General features: G+C 58.0%; 16 protein-coding genes and 1 pseudogene. 7 read left to right on the forward strand and 10 right to left on the reverse strand.

Features of this window, described 5'->3' with window-relative positions; all coding sequences use genetic code 11:
* The first annotated feature begins 234 nt into the window (after positions 1-234).
* The 3 genes from LLJ08_RS08910 to LLJ08_RS08920 all read left to right on the forward strand — a co-directional run bounded on the left by LLJ08_RS08910 (position 235) and on the right by LLJ08_RS08920 (position 2,740).
* On the forward strand, positions 235-381 hold the full coding sequence (locus LLJ08_RS08910) for a hypothetical protein (RefSeq protein ID WP_228208721.1): 147 nt from the start codon (positions 235-237) through the stop codon (positions 379-381).
* 46 nt (positions 382-427) lie between these two features.
* Positions 428-1,099, forward strand: a complete 672-nt coding sequence (locus LLJ08_RS08915) for a helix-turn-helix domain-containing protein (RefSeq protein ID WP_228208722.1) — start codon at positions 428-430, stop codon at positions 1,097-1,099.
* A 672-nt stretch (positions 1,100-1,771) separates the two neighbouring features.
* A complete protein-coding gene (locus LLJ08_RS08920; protein ID WP_228208723.1) occupies positions 1,772-2,740 on the forward strand; it encodes a hypothetical protein in 969 nt (322 codons plus the stop codon).
* Positions 2,741-3,076: 336 nt separating this feature from the next.
* On the opposite strand, the pseudogene LLJ08_RS08925 reads toward LLJ08_RS08920, so the two are convergent.
* Positions 3,077-3,693 (reverse strand): annotated as a pseudogene (locus tag LLJ08_RS08925) (tyrosine-type recombinase/integrase).
* A gap of 142 nt (positions 3,694-3,835) precedes the next feature.
* On the reverse strand, positions 3,836-5,179 hold the full coding sequence (locus LLJ08_RS08930; protein ID WP_228208724.1) for a BRCT domain-containing protein: 1,344 nt from the start codon (positions 5,177-5,179) through the stop codon (positions 3,836-3,838).
* Positions 5,180-5,405: 226 nt separating this feature from the next.
* Between LLJ08_RS08930 and LLJ08_RS08935 the strand changes: the two genes are divergently transcribed.
* Positions 5,406-5,978: a hypothetical protein gene (locus tag LLJ08_RS08935; RefSeq protein ID WP_228208726.1), complete on the forward strand. Its 573-nt coding sequence runs from the start codon at positions 5,406-5,408 to the stop codon at positions 5,976-5,978.
* Positions 5,979-6,135: 157 nt separating this feature from the next.
* Positions 6,136-7,512: a hypothetical protein gene (locus tag LLJ08_RS08940; protein ID WP_228208728.1), complete on the forward strand. Its 1,377-nt coding sequence runs from the start codon at positions 6,136-6,138 to the stop codon at positions 7,510-7,512.
* 255 nt (positions 7,513-7,767) lie between these two features.
* Here LLJ08_RS08940 and LLJ08_RS08945 read toward each other — a convergent pair whose 3' ends face one another.
* On the reverse strand, positions 7,768-8,652 hold the full coding sequence (locus LLJ08_RS08945; RefSeq protein ID WP_228208731.1) for an AraC family transcriptional regulator: 885 nt from the start codon (positions 8,650-8,652) through the stop codon (positions 7,768-7,770).
* Positions 8,653-8,781: 129 nt separating this feature from the next.
* On the opposite strand from LLJ08_RS08945, the gene LLJ08_RS08950 reads away from it, so the two are divergent.
* Positions 8,782-9,198, forward strand: a complete 417-nt coding sequence (locus tag LLJ08_RS08950; RefSeq protein WP_101152489.1) for a putative quinol monooxygenase — start codon at positions 8,782-8,784, stop codon at positions 9,196-9,198.
* 106 nt (positions 9,199-9,304) lie between these two features.
* Here LLJ08_RS08950 and LLJ08_RS08955 read toward each other — a convergent pair whose 3' ends face one another.
* From LLJ08_RS08955 to hemA, 6 genes are read right to left on the reverse strand one after another with little or no spacing between them, the layout of a single operon-like run.
* Positions 9,305-10,243: a LysR family transcriptional regulator gene (locus tag LLJ08_RS08955; protein ID WP_228208732.1), complete on the reverse strand. Its 939-nt coding sequence runs from the start codon at positions 10,241-10,243 to the stop codon at positions 9,305-9,307.
* A 31-nt stretch (positions 10,244-10,274) separates the two neighbouring features.
* Entirely contained in the window at positions 10,275-11,471 is a 1,197-nt protein-coding gene (locus tag LLJ08_RS08960) for an MFS transporter (RefSeq protein ID WP_101152486.1), read from the reverse strand.
* A gap of 60 nt (positions 11,472-11,531) precedes the next feature.
* A complete protein-coding gene (gene asnB, locus LLJ08_RS08965; protein ID WP_228208733.1) occupies positions 11,532-13,385 on the reverse strand; it encodes an asparagine synthase (glutamine-hydrolyzing) in 1,854 nt (617 codons plus the stop codon).
* A gap of 13 nt (positions 13,386-13,398) precedes the next feature.
* On the reverse strand, positions 13,399-14,472 hold the full coding sequence (locus LLJ08_RS08970) for a Gfo/Idh/MocA family oxidoreductase (RefSeq protein ID WP_228208734.1): 1,074 nt from the start codon (positions 14,470-14,472) through the stop codon (positions 13,399-13,401).
* Positions 14,469-14,972 carry a GNAT family N-acetyltransferase gene (locus tag LLJ08_RS08975; protein WP_228208735.1) on the reverse strand — a complete coding sequence of 168 codons (504 nt, stop codon included), beginning with the start codon at positions 14,970-14,972 and terminating at the stop codon, positions 14,469-14,471. Before LLJ08_RS08975 ends, LLJ08_RS08970 begins: the two co-directional genes overlap by 4 nt.
* Positions 14,972-16,204, reverse strand: a complete 1,233-nt coding sequence (gene hemA / locus LLJ08_RS08980; protein WP_228208736.1) for a 5-aminolevulinate synthase — start codon at positions 16,202-16,204, stop codon at positions 14,972-14,974. Before hemA ends, LLJ08_RS08975 begins: the two co-directional genes overlap by 1 nt.
* Positions 16,205-16,344: 140 nt before the next feature.
* Between hemA and LLJ08_RS08985 the strand changes: the two genes are divergently transcribed.
* The gene (locus LLJ08_RS08985) at positions 16,345-17,226 is read left to right on the forward strand and encodes a helix-turn-helix transcriptional regulator (protein ID WP_228208737.1); all 882 of its coding nucleotides are present in this window, start codon (positions 16,345-16,347) and stop codon (positions 17,224-17,226) included.
* On the opposite strand, the gene LLJ08_RS08990 is transcribed toward LLJ08_RS08985, so the two are convergent.
* Positions 17,216-19,153 (reverse strand): DUF3363 domain-containing protein, encoded by a 1,938-nt coding sequence (locus LLJ08_RS08990; RefSeq protein WP_419585753.1) that lies wholly within the window; start codon positions 19,151-19,153, stop codon positions 17,216-17,218. The two genes, LLJ08_RS08985 and LLJ08_RS08990, sit on opposite strands and share 11 nt — an antisense overlap.
* Positions 19,154-19,329 lie beyond the last annotated feature (176 nt).

Below are 19,329 nucleotides of genomic sequence, written 5' to 3' on the forward strand. Positions count from 1 at the left end.
AGCGGACGGGTTTGATCGGCAGCTAACGGCCAAAAGCGGTCACTTATAAAACACACACTTGTAGTCGGAGAAGCCTAACCTCTGGCCTGTATCAAGAGCGGGTTTCGGCTTGCGCAAAACCCCACGATGTTGAAATATCACGAATTATCACGGTTCATCACTAAACGATCAGTGGTGGTGTTTTTTCCAACTGGTAGGCTGAGCTCTCTACTCACAGAGGTAAGGAGCATCAACATGACCAAGCAGCACAATGACAAGGCAAACGCCCACAATCGTAACTCTGGCACCAATGGTACCAACAAGACCTGGGATAAAAACCACGGCCATACTGGCTGGCAAAAGAACCCTGAGAACCCACTGAATCAGGTGAAAAAGCCTTAACGTGTTAGGGGAGCTTTGCTCCCCTTATTATCTGAGCAGGAGAGACATGGAATATCAGGCTGATACAAGCAAAGGGAAAAATACTAAGAAGAAGCCTTTCAAACTGACGCGACAGCTGATTCGTCTAGCGCTAAATGATGGCTGGACGCAGAGAGAAATCGCAGAAAAATGTCGAGTTCAACAGTCTATCGTCAGTGCTTGGAGCAAGGGCGGCAAGTACGCGACTGAAGCGCAGTTAATGCCGCTACTTGAGATATACGGTCATAAGTTACGAAGAAATACATTTCGTGTGTATTGGTCGTTCGACTCGACCACGCAGGCCAAGACATTCTTTCGGGTAGAAGGGAAGATTATTCTTTCCGAGGTTATGTTTAAGTTGACTGATGTTGCCGGCAGGCCGGAAAAAAAATCACCAACCATGAAACTGATTATCCACCACCAAGGGGCGGATAAATTCAGGGCTGTAATTCAGAGCAAATTAGAGCTTAAACCCCCTTTAAAGTATGCTTTGGACAGCGATCAGGATGCACTTTGGTCTGCCGAAATAGCAGATCAGAAAAGTAGTGCTGAACTAATTAGCTGGTTAGATAAACTCTCCACAGAATTAAATAGCGAAAGCCCTCACACAGGTCTTTCGTTGCCGTTTTTGCTACGGCAGGCATTGATGAATCATGGATTCTCAGTGGACGGTGTTGTTGAGTACCCAGCCGTCTGGTAGTTTGATCAAACCCCAAACGGAACGAGGGCACCTTAAGCCCTTACTGCGGCATATCCGCGTTGACCTGTACACCCTTAGGGGTTAGCCCCGTGAAAAGCCATTCGCTTCCACGGCGCGATTCAGGTCGTTTTTGGAAGGTTGATTGCGGCCTTCGCAGGCTAGGCGAAAGGGAAACTGATTAGCCGAAACGCCATCAGCCTAAAGGGTATGGGGTGGGACGAAACCCAAGCCGCCAGTCTCTGGCCGCTTGGGTTTTTTTAGGCCTATTAGGTACTTATAAGCCAATTAATCGCCCTGAGTTCGCGAGTGCTCACTGGCTGCGTTAGGCCAATCTGAGCCAGTCGCATCAGGCAGTAGTCGGCCAGAAGCAGTCCTCGAGGGGATTTTAAAAAGTTGGAACAATCCCCGCCCCCCTCATTGAGTGGCAATCCACCCCAGTGACCCCGGTACGGAAGCCGTCCTCTTGTCTAGCCCCCAGCCTGAAAGCAAATGTGCGATCCGGCCAGAATGCTGGTAAAAAGACTTCCTGAGCAGACTCACAAACTCCAGTGTCGGCGCAGAAAGCTCGTTTTAGAACTATCAGACACTATCCGCGAGAAAATTTTATCCACAAATTGGTCGGCTCTTATCCGTCAATTAGTGCCTATGTATAGTTAGATTAAGGAAGACGTAATGGATGCAAGTATAAATGGCCCGGTACTAGCTGCAGCAGCTGCCATCACAGTCGCGGTAATTGCCGGTAGTTTTTCCTTCCTCAACCTGATCACTTCAAAGGAACAAAAAGTCTCAGAGTTTCGACAGCAGTGGATCGATACACTGAGATCATCGCTGGCGGAGTACTTGTCCGCTCTTGCCTATCTCTCGACTTTCTACAAGCACTTCACTGGGCAGCGGGGAGAACACAATAATCGGTTTGAGACCGATAAAGAGTTGCAAGATACCTATGCGCGGGTAGACCGATCGTACAACGACATCATATTTCGCATTAACCCGGCTGAAGATAACGTCACGGGAAAAAAACTTAACGATAATTTCCTAGTTGCGCTTAAGAAAACAAGGGAGCACTACAGCCAAGGTCAATACGAGGAAGCCCACTCTACATGTGACGCTGTTCGCGAGGCCGGCAAGCCATTACTCAAGCACGAGTGGACTCGCGTAAAGCGAGGGGAACCCTCTTATATCAAAGCGAAGATGGCTGCCCTAGCCGTGTTGGGATCTGGATTAATCGCGGCCGTCGGCCTTACGGTGCTGGTTGTAGCCGGCTTCCGAGTGATGTCGAGCGAGGTCGCCACCCCTCAGCAGGCGGCACAATCTTCGATAGTCAGTACGGCCGCTAAACCCGAGTCCGCGGAGCGAGCGATAGCGCTACAAGGGCTGGTGGGCATTGCGAAGAAATTTGTCTGGGGTATGAATTTGTTGGGGTTGCTTGTGATCGTATCGACGCGACTTTGGTGGCACACGAAGTTCGGCTGGGCGGCCTGTGGAATTCTTCTGCTAGTCATCGCCATCGGTAATGCTCTGCTACTCACCAGCGCAGGCCTAACATCATCGCAAGAAGCGGGGTCAATTTTTGGCCTAGTAGTCCATGGCTCGCTTGGATCCCGCTTCGTCGGTAACTGGCTGACTGATGGTGCGACCTGAGTGGGCTGAGCCCATGGAAAGACATGCTAAACACGGCCCCCTCAGTTTGAAGGGCCCAAGACCAAGGGGCCTAACATCTGGTTGGAGTGCGACGACTGATCCGAAGCAGCGGTTCAGCCAAGACGTTAGTAACCGCTTCTGGCCGAAAGCTAACAATCTCCGCCAGTACTCGCAGTTGTGGAGTGGGTGTATCCTATGGCTGCGTGCTCCGAGACTTGTTGGCTTCCAGCCTCCTCTCAGAGACACATGAAAGCCCGCCTTATGGCGGGCTTTTTGTTTAAAGCCTAGTGGCCGGTAGCGACGGCCTGGCTTTGTGCGTCGCTATGCAATGCAGGGTTAAACTTCAGTCTGCTCCGCCATCTCCAAAACGTCATCGACCTCAATCCCAAGATATCGAACGGTGCTCTCCAGCTTCGTATGGCCGAGCAGGAGTTGAACCGCCCGCAGGTTCTTCGTTCTGCGATAGATCAGTGATGCCTTCGTACGTCTCATCGTGTGCCATAGATGGCAGGATCAAGGCCTATGGCTTTCACCCAGCCTTTCACTATACGAGCGTATTGACGAGTGGATAGATGGTCAGAGGTATTCAGCCGACTCGGAAAAAGGCAGTCCTCGCTACGGAGCTGTGCTTGATGTATCCAGGCCGCGAGAGCAGACCGTGTTTGCTCAGTGATCTCGAACTGCACTGGCCGCTGCGTTTTCTGCTGCATGACCATGGCTCGCGATGACACCTGTTCGCCATGGGCAACGTCGCGCACACGCAGCTTGGTTAAGTCGCAGGCTCGAAGCTTGCTGTCGATAGCCAGATCGAAAAGGGCCAGATCACGAGTTCTTTCTGCAATCTGAAGCCTTACTCGGATCGCCCAGATATCTCTCAGTCGGAGCGGGATTTTCTGCCCGACCAATTTCCCTTTGTTCCAGGGCTGACGGCTCCAGGTAGCGATGATGTTCATGGCAAGTCCTCCACGTGTGGGAGGACAAGGATGGCTAGCCAGAGCAATGGTCGCTAACCGGCCACAAGCGGTCTGTCAGCAGCATCGATATTGTGGTGTGAAGGGTATCGCTATGCTCAATCCTTCCTAGAGCTAAGTTGGTTCATAGAGCGCACATGTACAGCGGCTTTAGGAAACCATGATGAGCGAGGCCTTGTGCCAACGCGCTAGGTACAAGCACGTACCCATTGTCACCTCGCCGAGTGTGAAAGACGAAGTCCCATGAGGTACTTTGTGCAGCGATGTCGTGCAGCAGACGCAAGAATGCCTTTGGGAACGTGTCCTTTGAGAACTTGAACGAAGCCCTGTAGGTCTTCCCTTCAAACTTACAGGACAAGGTGAAGCTGTCTTTTGTCCCCGCCTTGGGCGTGTACTGAATTTCCTCCAGCGGCATGCCTGAGAATTTAGCTATTTGGGCAAGCGCATGACCATACCCCTTTTGGTCAGCCTGGAAAATGTAAGGGGCATAACCGGTGATCAGCGTATTGTGGTCGCTAAAAATGTTCGCAATATCCCAGGCAGATCGCGGTTCGAGAGGGCCGCGAGCCTCCATGGGAATTTCACGAGCATGGCGATATTCATTGAATTTGCCAGCTATATGAGGATGCCAATTTCGCGCATGAGAAAGTTTAGTTTTATAGTACTGCTCGTTGAGGTAATTATTCGCGCGTAACAACGCAATGAGATCCTCGCGAACGGCGATGGGTAGCGTGGTGACCGATGCGTCCTTTGGTGGGAAGCAGTACTGGTAAGCAATGATCGGCTGGTCAATCGATTCAGTCTCTAAGGATTCACCATTGACCGAGAGCGTATCGCCACCAGCGAGTACATCGAGCAACTCTTCTTCGTCCATCGTCCGGATGCCGAGCGTTTCAGCTTTGCCAGTTTTGTCAGCGCCGGGTCTTGCACCAATCACCAAAAGCGTGGTTTTACTGTTGACTGACTTCTGAATCTTGCCGCCTTTCTGGCCGATCAGCTCTTCCACCTCTGGTCGGGTGTAGTCGGAAAAGGTTCCAGTCACCACCACGAACTGACCGATGAAACCTGAAGCTGGTGAGGGAAGCCATTGCCACGAGCTGTCGGCATAGTCTTCTAGGTACTCACCTTCATTATTCACATAGAAGGTCTCCCCTGTGCTGGAACTGAAGGCGCTGATTTCTATACTGTCAGCGCCGAGGTTGTGAAAGAAATTCACCAGCACTTCGACCTCAAGGGAGCTGGTCGATTCGAAAACCAAATGGAAGAGACCTTTATCTTGATGCAACTCGATAGCAGAAGACAGTATGTCATCTATCTCATAAAGAGAATCTTCAACATCCATAGCCTCAACAGCCGCATAGTCATCAGCATTTACGTGAGTGACGAACTGGCGAATGGCCGCCTGAGTGATGGCTGCGTCTGAATGTACGTAAAGATTTAAATAAAGTGATGACATAGGGTCGTCCATGATGAGGAATTCGACACGACGGAGCCTAGAGGCGTCCCGCCATGTTGGTATCAACTCTATCAAAGGGCATCCTGAAAAATTCGTGAGACTTAGCTGATTACCGAACAATTATTGCTGAATTATTTGTAGGTCTGACCTACAGCGTTCGACTTCCCCCGCTGGCTCTGACCGGCAACTCTTGGCCGGTTGCGACCGATGTCGGTAGGCCGGAGTCTGCCAAGAGCGGATGATTTCGGTATACGCGCGCACGGGGCCGGACGGTCTGGCCGCGCTGCGCCGAACGCCATGCACCCCATCCGATTGTTTCGGCGGGAAAAGCTTCGGTGAGTTTGTGCAGGAGTTTTACAATCTAGAATTGAAATTCTCGAAAGGCGCCGACCCCGAAAATTATTCGCAGGTACTGGGGCAAATAGGCGCTTTCGTTAAGGACAGCTATGATCGATCGCTGATTTTCGTTGCCCGAGGTGGTGCGGGTACGGTTAGGGTTGCATCGAAGATGTTCACGCGGGAGGGCGACGAACTCATCGGTTTTGAAATGACCTTGCCAGAAGCCATGCAAAAGATCTTTGGCATAAGGGCCTACGATATCGTTGTTGTACGCAATGCAGTTAAATACTTTGTCGAGGTGAAGTCTTGGAACAAACATATCTCGCTGACCAGAATTAAGGACTCCCTAAACTTTAGCAAAAAAACGGATGGTACGGATGGCGCGCCGGGACAATTGATGAAGGATTGGCGACTTATTTGGGCCCTGGCGGAAATAAGAATATCCGTTGGGAGTTTTCCGATGAAAATATAGTGCGTCAGGAGTTAATTGATGCGGTTAAGGCGGAAATTCTAAGAGAGGGTAAATATCAGAAATATCTGTATGAGAAGATGCAGGTAAGAGACTTCGGCCAAGCGCAGTCAGATGTAATGACTGCTATTGATGCTATCTTGAGAGGGGTGCCATAGCTGTGTTGATTTTTAATTTTCCGCATGCCTTCTCTGATCAAGGGGCGGGAGTATTGAGCTTCGTCAATGAGATGGGTTGGTTACAGGTTACGCAGGGAGAAATTGGGTTGATTCCTCCCAAAGATGGCTCTTATCATTATATAGGCGACGCTAGCGGAGAGTTCCAGGTCGTGGCTTTGCCTGGAAAACGTTATCTATCTCGCTATAATGAAAGTGAGTTTATTTTTGAGTCGTTTGGTGATCCGGCGGTAGGTAAAAGTTTCCTTCTTCGTATAGAGGTAGATGAGAAGTATAATATGGAGGCCGTGGTGATGAAGCCTACGGGTGAAGAGCTTTATCGAGCGCCTTATCAACATCCGAAGCATCTGGGCACCCATCATCTTGCACTGAGTAGCGATACTGAGTGGCGTATATTCAATATGACTGGCCAGGTGGTATTTTCAATTATACGACCGGCAAGTAGTAACAATCGTGGTGTGGCACGTTTCAGCAAACCGTTGTTCTTTTTCCCACTGAGTCCTGGAGAAGAATACGAGGTATACGATGTAGAGGCGGAGCGAGCAACTGGCGTGCGGCGCTTCAACGGAGTCATTCTGGCGGTACAGGATCTCCCCGACGGCAGTGTGTTGGTGGTGGACTTTGCCGGTATACAGCGTTTTCAACTCGTCGATGGTGGCATTGAGGTGTCGCCCGTGCTTACCTTCGAGTCGGCGGTGGGCGAGGAAACCCGCGTGTTGACTTGGGTAGATGATCGCAATGTCTATCTGGCGTTTGATATCTATGAAGCGCAAAGCCTCTTATTGTTGCCGCTGAACGGCGAGCCATCGCAATGGCTCCCGTTCCCCACTGAATGGCGAATCGATGGCGGAACTTATGGTTTTAAGGAAGGGTTTAACATCTTGCCACTGGCCCGGCGCTACCATACCTTCGACCGCGCGCAGTTGATCTGGACACCGGAAGAGATGCTTAGCCAAGATTCGTTTCATCTGGATATTTCCGACAATATTGAAATCGAGCAGACCGCTTCGGCCGTTAAGGGCAAGCATGGTTACTGCATTCGTGTGAGGGATAAGTCTGTCAATAGAGCCATTCGCTCGGCCGCCAGCGAACTGAGCCGGCTTATTCATGAAAGCTGCGATCATCCGCTGGGATGGGACGGCAACATTCTGGATAAGAAGTTCGACGGACAGTTCCGCGTGGAGATTTATTCGGCGGATAGACCCAGCGAGTTCGAACAGCGTTATCTAACCAAGTTCGTGGCGGAATTCCGTGAGGTTCTCTATTTCAAGCCTGCCAGGAGCAAGGCGAGCTTGGCGGTTGAAGTAGTGTGGGGAGATTTGGAGCAAGCGTCGGTCGCTTTTGATCCATCGAATCTTTAATGCACACCGATCATATGCCATTGCCAGTGTTGGCTCTCGGGCTGCCAAGAAACCAGCTTTAGACGAACCCTGCCGTTGACTTTGTCGAGGTCTATTCCGCCAATTGCTCACAAGCAACTTTAAGAACGTGGTACTACTCAGACGTTTTTTCATAAAGTCCCAATGGCTGCTTTTGGCCGATAGCTGACTATTAGGGCTATCGGCAGAAACGTTAGATGGAGGAGGCATCCTTCCCGCGTCTAGCCGCAATCGGCGTTACTCCTGGCGACGCGGTCTGCCGGTTTCTAGCCGATCCTTGCCAGGCAGTATGCCAAACATGCGTAAGTAGTCCCTGGCGAAGTGTGAAGCACCTTCATAACCAACCTCGAACGCTGCGCTACTGGATGACCTGCCTTCAGACACGATCAAGCGCCGCGCCTCGATCAATCGTAATTGCTTCTGGAATTGCAGCGGTGTGAGTGAGGTAACTGCTCTGAAATGTTGGTGAAACGAGGAGCGGCTCATACCCGCCACGGCAGCCAGCCGTTCGGCCGGCAGCGCGTTGGCATACTCGGCTCGCAGTACCGCAACGGAGCGGGCTATGCGATAAACATGACTGTCAGGCGTTCCGAGTTGGCGTATCGCGGCACCGTGCATACCCGTGAGTAGCCAGTAGTGGATTTCGCGCAGCAATTGCTGACGTAGGATGGCCAATGCGGCCGGACGGTCAAGAAGCTGCATCAAGCGCAACGCGGTGTCGGCGACTTGCTCGTATGTTGAAGCACGTTCATGGGGCTTGACGCTTAACGACTGCGCCTGCATTTCCAGCACCAGATCGGCGATTATGCAAGGGTCCAGATCAAGTGCGAGCGACAGATAAGGCTTGCTCGCACTTGCCTGCTTGATCTGGCTAACCATTGGCTGATTGGCAGTGATCAGCATGGAGTCGCCCGCAGCGTAGTCCAGCTGCTGGTTACCGATAGAAACGCGTTTGCTCCCTTGCAGCACCAGGCACAACAGCGGCCGCGGCAGCGTATGCTCCAATGAAGTAGTCGCGGTTTTGCGAATAGCAATAATCCCGCAAGCGGTAGATGCGACACCGTCACGTGCACACGCGCCTTCGGTATGGCGACGAACAATTTCAAGAAGCGTCTCGGCCATATCCTGATCCTGCCATACGGACAGAGCGACATGAGTTGACTCTGGATGATCAGGCTAGAAAACGAATGAATCCAGCGCACCGCCCAGCCATGCCGATTCTATATTTGAGCCTCTCGACAGGAGGTGATCATGACTGACAACACAACCCTACCAGGTCCTGTTCCATTCCCGGCTCCGTCCGCACCAGTATCGCCCCACCACGGCGTCGAGGTTAGTGGCGAACAGGGCGATGACGGTCGCAAAGCGTTCTACATTCACATTGAGGCCATCCCTGGCAACGAGGATCAGGTTGTGCAGATGCTAAGGGACATTCTCGCCTGTGTTGAGCAGGAGCCGGCAACCGGACCTTGGTATGGCGTGCGGTACTCGCAGACGACTTTCGGCGTATTCGAAGCGTTCCCGAATCTGGCAGGAAGGCAGGCCCACGTGGAAGGGGGCGGTGGAAACATATTCAGGGACATAACGCGGATGAATTCGATACTCGCCTATCCGGCTCATGTCTATCGATTAGACATACTCATGAGCAAAGAGGTGTTCGCGCGCTGAGAGTGCACTGCGATTGCCGGAACGCCAGTAAAGCGAATCCGGAGCCTTGGATCGTCTCAGCTTCAGTTCCACATTTGGCGCGGATCGGTGGTCAATGCGCGCCAGGCTAAAGCCCTGCCCGAAGTGCTGACGCGTCGGTGCTCGCGAGGTTAATAGGGACTCGATCCGCACGCGTGACTCGATTGATGAAGCGGCTCAGTTGCTCGCTGTGTTCGACGTCACGCCGAACCAGATACGTGGTGATCATGGTCGTGTCGCCTGCCAACGGCCGGGTTGTCACATCTGGGTTGTTGAGTTCGGCGATGCGAGCAAGGCTCGAGAAGCCAAGGCCGTAACCCGCTGCGACGAGCGCAATCAGGAGGTCAAGCGTGGGTACACGCTCGGCAATCGTCATCTGCGTTTCGATCGGCTTGAGTACGGGTTGAAGTTGCTGCCAGAAGCCTTCGCAGACCTCCGGCTCGCATAGCACCAACGGATGCCGGGCTATTTCGTCGAGCGGAATCTGCCGGTGCGCAAGCAACTGGTGCCGGGCAGGCAGGACGACGACAAGCGGGTCCTGCCACACAGGCTCGGCCACGAGCCCATCACCTTCGTTGGCGACGGTTTGTGCGAATCCGACGTCATAGAGGTCCTCGCGCAGCCCGTTGGCCTGCACCGATGACGGCACCTCGCGAAGAAAGATCTCGACGTCCGGATCTTCCTCTCGGCATTGGGCCAACAGCGCGGCGAGCCGGTGCTGCGGTACGCCATCGGACAGCGCAACCCGAAGCTTGCCGCGAAATCCGGCGGCAGCGCCCTTGACGCTGGCCTTGGCCTGTTCGACCACGGCAAAGATCCGGCGGGCTTCTTCGAGCAGTACGCTGCCCGCCCAGGTCAGGCGGGTCCGTCGGGTAGTGCGCTCGAATAGCTGTACACCAAGCCTGTATTCCAGGTCCTTGATGATGCGTGACAGGGGCGACTGCTCGATATGCAACCGTGCGGCCGCCCGAGCGAAGTGCAGTTCTTCGGCAACGACGACGAAGCAGCGAAGGTGGCGAAGCTCCACGGCTATTACCTCCTGACGGGCTATCAATGAATTATTGGACACGTCCTGCAGCGAGCCAGGCCGGCTGGCGGCGCAGGTTTAGCGTCTGCAGCAGCGTGCCGGCCAGTGCGACCGCGCCGGCGCCGGCAGCAAGCGACCAGATGGGCAGCTGTAGCAGAAGAAGGAACCCGCCTGCAGCGGCACCAATGGCGCTGCCCAGGTAGAGCGCCGACTCGTTGAGTGCGATGGCTAGATTGCCGTCGCCCTGGGCCTGGCGCGCCAGGATCAGTTCGTTGTTCTGCGGTACCTGCAGTGCCCAGCCCACGGCTCCCCACAGCACGATGGGTAGCATGGCGAGCCACGCACTGAACGTGGCAACCATGGGTAGCAGAAACAGCGATACGCCCAGGATCAGCATGATGGCGAGGACCAGTACTGGCCCCCTCACGCGATCGACCACCGGTCCGATCAGGAAGCTGCCGAGCACCCCACCGATGCCCCAGGCCCAGAGGAAAGGGGTAACCGAACGAACGCCGCCGTACTCGGGGTCGCGTAGCAGCGGGGCGATGAAGGTATACATGCCCAGGCTGGCGATGGCGGCAAGTAGCGAAACGAGCAGGATGGTGACGACATGGCCATCGGTAAGGATGGCTAGCTTCTCGCGGAGCGAGCTGGCTGGTGCCGCGGGCAGTGCCGGCAACAGCAGCAGAAGCCCGATGAAGGCCAGTAGCCCGAGCAGCGTGACGAGCCAGAGCGCGGCCTGCCACCCCATGTGGTCGGCGATCATGAGGCTAAGCGGTACGCCTAGGACCACGCCGCTGGCCATTCCGCCCATGATGATCGCGATGGACTTGCCGCGTCGCTCGGCAGTCGAAAGGGCGGCCGATGCGCCGATGCCCATTGCGAGATAAACGCCCGCGCCAATTCCAGCGATGGCGCGCCAGGCCAGCAGCGCATTGAAGTCGGTGGAAAGCGCGCTGGCCGCGTTCGCGACGACAAAAAGGGCGAGGGCTGCAAGTAGGCCACTACGTTGGCGGTCTGGTGGCGTTAGGGCCACGAAGATGGGCGAGCCGAGGCCGTAGGCCAGGGTGAAGGCCGTAACCAGCTGCGCCGCAACGGCAACCGATACCGTGAAGGCGTCTTCGATCAACGGGATCAGCCCGGCCGTCACGTAGGACGCCATGCCGAGTGCGAAGGCGCCCAGTGCGATTAGGTAGATGGGAAGCGGATTGGTTGAGGGGGTGCTCATGACAGGTGAGGCTCCACGTCGTGTCAGGGCAGCGTGACCCGTCGGATCACGCCCGAAGGGTTATAGATCCAGTGTTACGTCCAAATCCGTCAGCCAGGAGTTGAGTCCGACGGCGAGCTCCATGCCCATGCGGTCATACATGGGCGAGACGTCACCCAGTGGCCGGTCGAGGGCTTCCTGGACGTGAAAGGTGTCCAGCAGCGGCCGGACGGGCGCGTCCTGGCTTTGCATGATCGCGGCCATCGACTGGCGCAGCGCGTGTTCGTACGCAGGGTCCTGCGTAGAGGGGTAGGGGCTCTTGACACGGTCGGTGATCGATGGCGGCAACAGGTCGCGTGTCGCTGCGCGCAGGATGCTCTTCTCGCGCCCATCGAAGGCCTTGAGTGACCATGGGATGTTGAAGGCGTATTCGACCAGTCGGTGGTCGCAGAATGGAACGCGGACCTCGAGTCCGACCGCCATGCTCATGCGGTCCTTGCGATCGAGCAGCGTTTGCACGAAGCGTGTGAGGTTTAGGTAGCTCAGCTCTCGCATGCGCCGCTCGACCGGACTCTCGCCGACAAGCATGGGTGTTTCGGCAATCGCCTGGCGGTAGCTGTCGGCAAGGAATGTAGGCATGTCGAGCTGGCGCAACAGCCCACGGTCGAATAGCGTCTTGCCGTCGAAGTACTTGCCGGTGACGGAGGTCAGCCACGGAAAGGTATCCGCCTCGATTGCCTCGGGATCATGGAACCACCGATAGCCGCCGAACACCTCGTCCGCGCTCTCGCCGGAGAGTGCCACGGTCGAATGCTTGCGCACCTCTTCGAACAGGCGATACAGCGACGGCCACATGTCGCCCCAATACGCCGGTGGAAGGTCCAGTGCGTGCACGACCTGTCGGCGCAGGGCCGGGTCGGCAAGCTCGGCACTGTCCAGGATGATCTCGCTATGCGTGCTGTGGATTCGCGCAACCAGTTCGCGAACGAAGGGCGCATCCGGCGTTGCCCGGACCGCGTCGCCGGCGAAGCCCTGGCCGTGATCTCGAAAGTCCACCGAGAAGGAGCGAATGTTCGGTTTGCCCGCCTCGAGTAGTTTCTTTGAAGCCAGCGCAGTGATCACGGACGAGTCCAGACCGCCGGATAGGAGGCTGCACAGGGGAACGTCCGCCACGATCTGACGCTCGACGATATCTTCCAGCAGATCACGCGTATGCCGGACGGTCTGCTCCAGCGAATCGGCATGCTCGCGCGCCTCGAGGCGCCAGTAGCGCCGCCGCGTCACCCCTCGGCGATCGACTCGAACGACTTCGCCGGGCAGAACCTCGTACATGCCATGGAAGACGGCATGGCCGGGGGTTTTGACCATCTCCAGTATTTCTCGAAGACCGTCCGCACGGACGCGGCGTGGCACGCTCGGGTTTGCCAAGAGGGCCTTCGGCTCGGAACCGAAAATGACACCGTCCGCGGTGGGGTAGTAGTACAAGGGCTTGACGCCCATGCGGTCGCGGACGAGAAGCAGGCTTTCCTGACGTCGGTCCCAGATGGCAAAGGCATACATGCCGTTGAGACGGTCGACGAAGTTTTCTCCCCATTCGAGATACGCGCGAAGGACCACTTCGGTATCGCTGCGGTTCTCGAAACGATGTCCGCGCAACTGCAGTTCTGCACGCAGTTCGCGGAAGTTGTAGATCTCGCCGCTATAGGTAATGGCCGCTGCCTGTTTGCCATCCGCCTGGCGAGCCAACATCGGCTGCTTGCCACCCTCCAGATCGATAATCGAAAGGCGGCGATGGCCGAGGCCGATTGGGCCGTCGATCCAGATTCCCTGCGCATCCGGGCCCCGACGGGCCATCGAGTCGGTCATGCGTTGCAGGGTGTCTTCTTGTGCCTGCATTTGCTGGCTGTAGGACAGCCATCCTGTAATTCCACACATAGTCGTCTCCTGATTAGCCAAGGCTTTCGAGGTCGCTGTCTTCGGCGAGCAGGACCCGGTCCTGGGCGCGGTTGTAGTGCGCGGGAACTGCGATCGCCTTGGCGCGTGTCTCAAGCGTGTTGAGCAGGCGCTGCAGTTCGATGGCGGTGTTCAGGTCGGCGAAGGGCAGGTCGGGCTCGCGCCGGCTTGCTATCCAGAGCACGGCGTCCCGGCACAGGCGCGAGAGCTTGTGGAGCGTTTCCAGACCCGGCTTGCTGGGCGCCTCACTTGTTTCGTGCAGCGTCAACGGCGTTCCGTCGCTATCGCGCATCCAGATCCTCAGGTGATCGTGGTCCCAGCAGGGCGTATCGAAGGTCAGCCGTGCGTGGATGACATGCGCCTGGTCATCCACGAACGACCAGTCAACGGTGCGCTGGCGTACGACATGGACGAAACTGCTGTAGCCGGTGACGGGGGCCTCGCCGAGCGTTGCGCCGACCATCACCGTGTCGAGCACGGCGGGGCCGGATATCGAAAAGTCCGATCGAACGCCGATCACCTCGTCGACTGACCACGGACCTTCGATGGGGCAAATCCAGTTCACGAGGTCCAGTGCATGGATCACTTCACTTGTAACGCCGCAGGTCGGGCGATAATCGTTGATACGGTCCTTGCCCCAGTTGAAGTGGGCCCGCACCAGGCGCCACCGATGTCGAGCGACCCACTCGCGAAGCGTCTGGCTCGCAGCCGAGTAGCGCTCGACCAGGTTGAGCGCGAAGCCATTGAGCGAAGCGAGGGCGGTGTCGATGGATCTAAGGTCGTCAGCCGGTGTGGCCAGCGGTTTTTCGCAAATGACGAATCCGTGATAGCCGCGCAGTTGGCCAAGCACCGAGGCATGGCTCACGTCATTGACGCTGACCACGGTCAGATCCGGCCCAAACGCGTCGAGCGCCTGCTCGATGGTCCCGATTCGCTCCAGCGTGCTCGGCCTTTCTCGGCGATCCAGATAGGCGATCGACATCTCGACACCGCATGTGCGACCGACGTATTCGAGTGCGTGCTGCCAGCGCAGTCCGGCATAACCCAGGCCGATAATGAGCACCTTCATGTCGGCGTCTCCTGGCGGACCAGCAAGCGCTCGCCGCTGGGCTGGAAGCCTAGCGACGAGTAAAGCTGCGCCCCGTCTTCTGTGGTTTGCAGCACGACGGTGCGCACCTCGCGGTTGTCGAACCAACGCAGCAAGGTGGTCATAAGCTCGCGGGCTATGCCTCTGGCACGGAACTGCGGTGCTACCACGACCGACTGCACCCACCCTGACAACCCGTTCGGGTTTGCCGCAGTGGGGGCCCTCGAGTCGATGATGCCGGTCGCGCAGCCAATGACTTGGCCCGAATCTCGATGTTCGACGGCGAGCACGCGGACATTGTCGTTGGCGCCGAGGGTGCTGCCCAGCCAGGTCCGGTACGCCGCTCGCCAGCGAGCGCACGCTTCTGGCGTGCGGCTTGAGTAGCTGGCGTTTGTGCCGTCGAGCAGTACGCCGCGCAGCTCGATCAGCATCGGGATGTCGAGCGCGGTCGCGCTGCGCACGTTGAATAACGAATCGCCCATCACGCCACCTCCGTCTTGAAGGCACGCGAAGCCCTGGGGATGTCGAAGTGCGCGAATGTCTCGTCCAGCGCTGCGGCGAGCTGCGCGATTTGCGCTTCGCTGTGGTTGGGCGTGGCGTTGATGCGAAAGCGCTCCGTGCCAACGGGTACCGACGGATAGTTGATCGGTTGCAGATACACGCGGTGGGTATGGAGCAGGCGCTGGGCGGCAGCCTTGCACCGCTCGGCCTCGCCAACGAGGACGGGCAGTACGTGCGTCTGCGAGCAGGGCATGACCGGAATGTCGTACTGCTTGAGCCGTTCACGAAGAAGCGCGGTCTTGGCGTGCAGCCGGGTGCGTTCGTCGTCGTTTGCCTTGAGGTACTCGACGCTTGCAAGGCAGCCGGCCGTAACCGCCGGTGGCAGCGAAGTGGTGAAGATGAAGCCGGTTGCGAGGGAACGCACGGCATCGACGATGACCTGGCTCGAGGCGATGTACCCGCCGATGACCCCGATGGCCTTGGCCATCGTTCCCTGGATGATGTCGATCTCGCCGGCCAAGCCGAGCTGTGCGGCAATGCCGGCACCGCGGGGACCGTACATGCCCACCGCATGAACCTCGTCCAGGTACGTCAGCGCATTGTGGCGCTTGGCGACCTCGACGATACGTTCGATTGGCGCGATGTCGCCGTCCATTGAGTAAATCGATTCGAACACGACGAGCTTTGGCTGCCCGAGTGGGTAGCCAGACAGGATCTCATCGAGATGACGGGCATCGTTGTGCCTGAATACCTTGCGATCGTTGGGTGTTGCCCGAATGCCATTGACGATCGAGGCGTGGTTCATGGCGTCGCTCGCCACCACACAGTCTGGAATCTGGCGCAGCAGGCATTGCAGGGTCGCATCGTTCGAGCCGAAGCCGGTTGGAAAGACCAGCGCGGCCTCCTTGCCATGCCACTCGGCAAGGCTGGCTTCCAGGCGGGCATACAGCTCATGGGATCCGCCGATATTGCGCGAGCCGCCGGAGCCGGCGCCGTAGGTCTCGAGTGCGACGTGCATCTGCTGGCGCACCGCCGGGTGCTGGGACATTCCCAGGTAGTCGTTGCTGCACCAGACAACGACCGGCTCCCGGTCGCTGCCCTGCAGCTTTGCCAGCGGGTACTGGCCACAGATGCGGCTGAGCGTTGTGAACGTGCGGTACTGGTTGGAGGACTTCAATGACTCCAGCTGTTCGCGAAGCAATGATTGGTACATCCGTATCTCTCCTAGCGATCTGGCCGCCTAGCCCCTACCGACTGCTCTGCAATGGGGTTTTGCGTGACGAGGCGCTATTCTTAGTACCGTTGCCAGGGGGTTACAATTTGACTGGTTATGCTGTTACTGGAGGTAATTGGATGAGCGCACCGCGAAGCTTCGAACGAAACCGCACCGAGCTTGCCGACTTCCTGCGTAGCCGCCGTGAACGCATTACGCCGGAGGAGGTTGGCCTGCCGTCCGGCGTCAGGCGCCGTACGCCGGGGCTTCGGCGAGAGGAGGTGGCCGCGCTCGCTGGGGTGGGGTTGTCCTGGTACACCTGGCTGGAGCAGGGGAGGGATATCGGCGTATCGGCGACATTTCTCGAGAACCTGGCGCGCACGCTCAAGCTCGATGCGACAGAACGTCGCCATCTGTTCCTGCTGGCCCATCAGCGCTTGCCGCCAGAGCCGGGCAAGACGTGGTGCGTGGTTCCGCCCCTCGTGCATCGGCTGATGGCGGATCTGCCGTTGCGCCCGGCGTATGTGTTGAACCTGCGGTGGGACGTGCTGGCCTGGAATGCTGCGGCCGATCGGCTGTTTGGCTTCTCGAGCTTTCCGGCCGAGCGCCGCAACCTGCTATGGCTGTTGTTTACCGCCCCTTCGATGCGCGCCCTGTTCGATCCCTGGCAGGATCAGGCGCTGCAGATCCTGTCGAGCTTTCGCCGCGACTTCGTCAGGGCCCCGCTCGATCCGGACATCGGCAACCTGGTCAAGGACCTGGAAAAGGTCGATACCGACTTCAGGACCTGGTGGCGCCAGCAGGATATCCATGGCCCGTGCCAGGGGGATCGGTATCTGAGCGTCCCCGAGGTTGGCCCGGTCGTGTTCGACCATACGTCCTTGACGATCGACGTCGACCGCGACCTGCGGCTGGTCTATTACGCGGCGAGGGAAGGGCAGGCGCAGGGACGCCGTTTCGAGCAGTGGCTGATCAATCAGGCCCCATTCCCCAGCCCAGAAGACGCGTCGCTCATTCAATGACCGGGCCGCGCGAGCGCCCGATGTTCCATGTCACCTGGTTGCGCTGGACCCGTGCAGTCACCAAATGTCCTCGCCGCGGCTCGATGACCGGCTTCCAGGGCACCAGGCTGAAGCCACCATCATGTTCGAGCTGCGCGTAGCGCCCACTGGCAAGGTCCACATACCTTTGGTAGATCCCGGTGACCGGTACGCCGTCGACCGGTGCGTGATGCCGCATGCCGGTTCGTTCCTCGATTCCTTCCACCGTGGCGGCCAATTCGCGCTGGCGAAGCGTTCCCAGCAGGTTCGGGGTGAATGACATCCGCTCGCCCTGGCGCTGCGCCAGCCCAAGTTCGACCAGATAGTCTGCTCGTTGGCGCAGGCACGTGCGAACCTCTGCGCCGAAGCCATGTGTCGCCGGCTCCGCTGACCCTCCCACGAGCTGCGCGTCGAGCCAGGTGGCACCCATGGCCCTCACCTGGCGATCGATTGGCAGTCGCGAATGGACCGTTACCGCCACACCGCTCGAGCGCTGCGCGTCGTGGCGTCGCCCCTGCTCGGCAAGGTCCTGCGGAACGCGCCATAAGCCGTTGCCTACCCGCTCGACGATACCGGCGCGGCGCAAGGCTTCGAGTCGGCGCTCGTGTGCATCGAGCAGTGATTCCCCGTCGATCTCCGGGTCTCGCTTCGTTAGCGTGGCGTGATGCGTATCCCGGGCGTACAGCCCATCGACCGCCAGGGCGGCAATCCGGTTATCCATTGCACGTGGCGGGAAGGTACCCCTGACCTCGACGATTGCATCGACCGGGTAGCTCGACAACTGCGTGTCGCGCGCCAACGTGACGTGGTGAGCCCGGCCGTCCGTGCCATCGACGACCAGATAGGGCAAGTCGTGGGATTCGCCGGTTAAGCCCTTGGCTGCTACCCGCCCGATGATGCTGGCGTCGTGTCCAGGCTGAACGATATGCAGGTCCCGCTGAGTACCGGCCATGGCGCGCTGCATCGTACGCAGGATATCGCCGCGCTCACCCAACTCGCGCAGCGTGCGCTCTGCGTGATCGAACATCCGCCAGTGTCCCCCCGGTCCCAGCCTGGCGAGCCCTAATCGTTCCAGGTGCTGTAGGCGCCCGATCAGCTGTTGGCGCCGCGGGTGGCGTCCAAGATCGTTCAATTGCAGTCCTTCCGGCGGCATCTGGCGGGCGAGCATGCGATCCAGGCTCGTCCAGCGATCCTGCGTCACTTCGCGCTGAGCGCTTTGCATGATCTCCCGTTCCGTGCGCAGCCCGAGCCAATCGGTCGCCAGCGCCGATGCCCGTTCGCGCATCCCATGGGCGATGTAGTCCCTGGCGATGACCAGATCCCGGCCGGATTCGTCCTTACCCCTCAACACGATATGGGTGTGCGGGTTGTCGGTGTTCCAGTGGTCGACGGCTACCCAATCGAGCCGCGTTCCGAGGTCTGACGAGACACGCTCCATCAGGTGCCGGGTGAAGGTGCGCAGGTCATCGAGCGAGTTCGCGTCCTCGGGAGAGACGATAAAGCGAAACTGATGGCGATCATCGCGGCCGCGCGCTTCGAACGCCTGGATATCGACCTCGTCGGTCAGCGCGCCGTAGGCCTTGCCCGGCTCGCCATCACGCCCGACGCCCTCTCGCTCGATGTAGCGCAGGTGCGTCGACGTGGATCGCCTGCCGGCGCGTTGGAGATTCACCAGGCGCGTCTTGACGGCGACACGCCGCAAATGGACCGAGCGACCTGTGCGGCCGAACTGAGCCATGACATGACCACGGCCGAGGCGGGCGCCTGGCCTTGTTGAACCCGCGACCGCATGGGCACCCGTCTTGCTGGCCTGGCGAAGAACCTGGCCGACGAAGGCCTGGCCGCGCTGCTTCGGCGGGCCGGTTCGAGGCCGGAATCGGTCGTCATGGGTGCTATCCCGATCGTCCATCATTGCCTCCAATGTGGTCGTGGTGGGGCGCAGGGGTGCCCCGGTTAGCCGCACAGCCGGTGCGCCCCCTGCGCTGACAGGCACCCCGAACCGTAATGTCCGTGCCGTCTCCAACCCACGTGCAGACTGGACTCGCCTGCGAGGGCGTAGGGTTCCCTTTTATCTTGCCCTCCGCT

The organism is Stutzerimonas chloritidismutans, from assembly GCF_020783375.1.
Classification (GTDB): Bacteria; Pseudomonadota; Gammaproteobacteria; order Pseudomonadales; family Pseudomonadaceae; genus Stutzerimonas; species Stutzerimonas kunmingensis.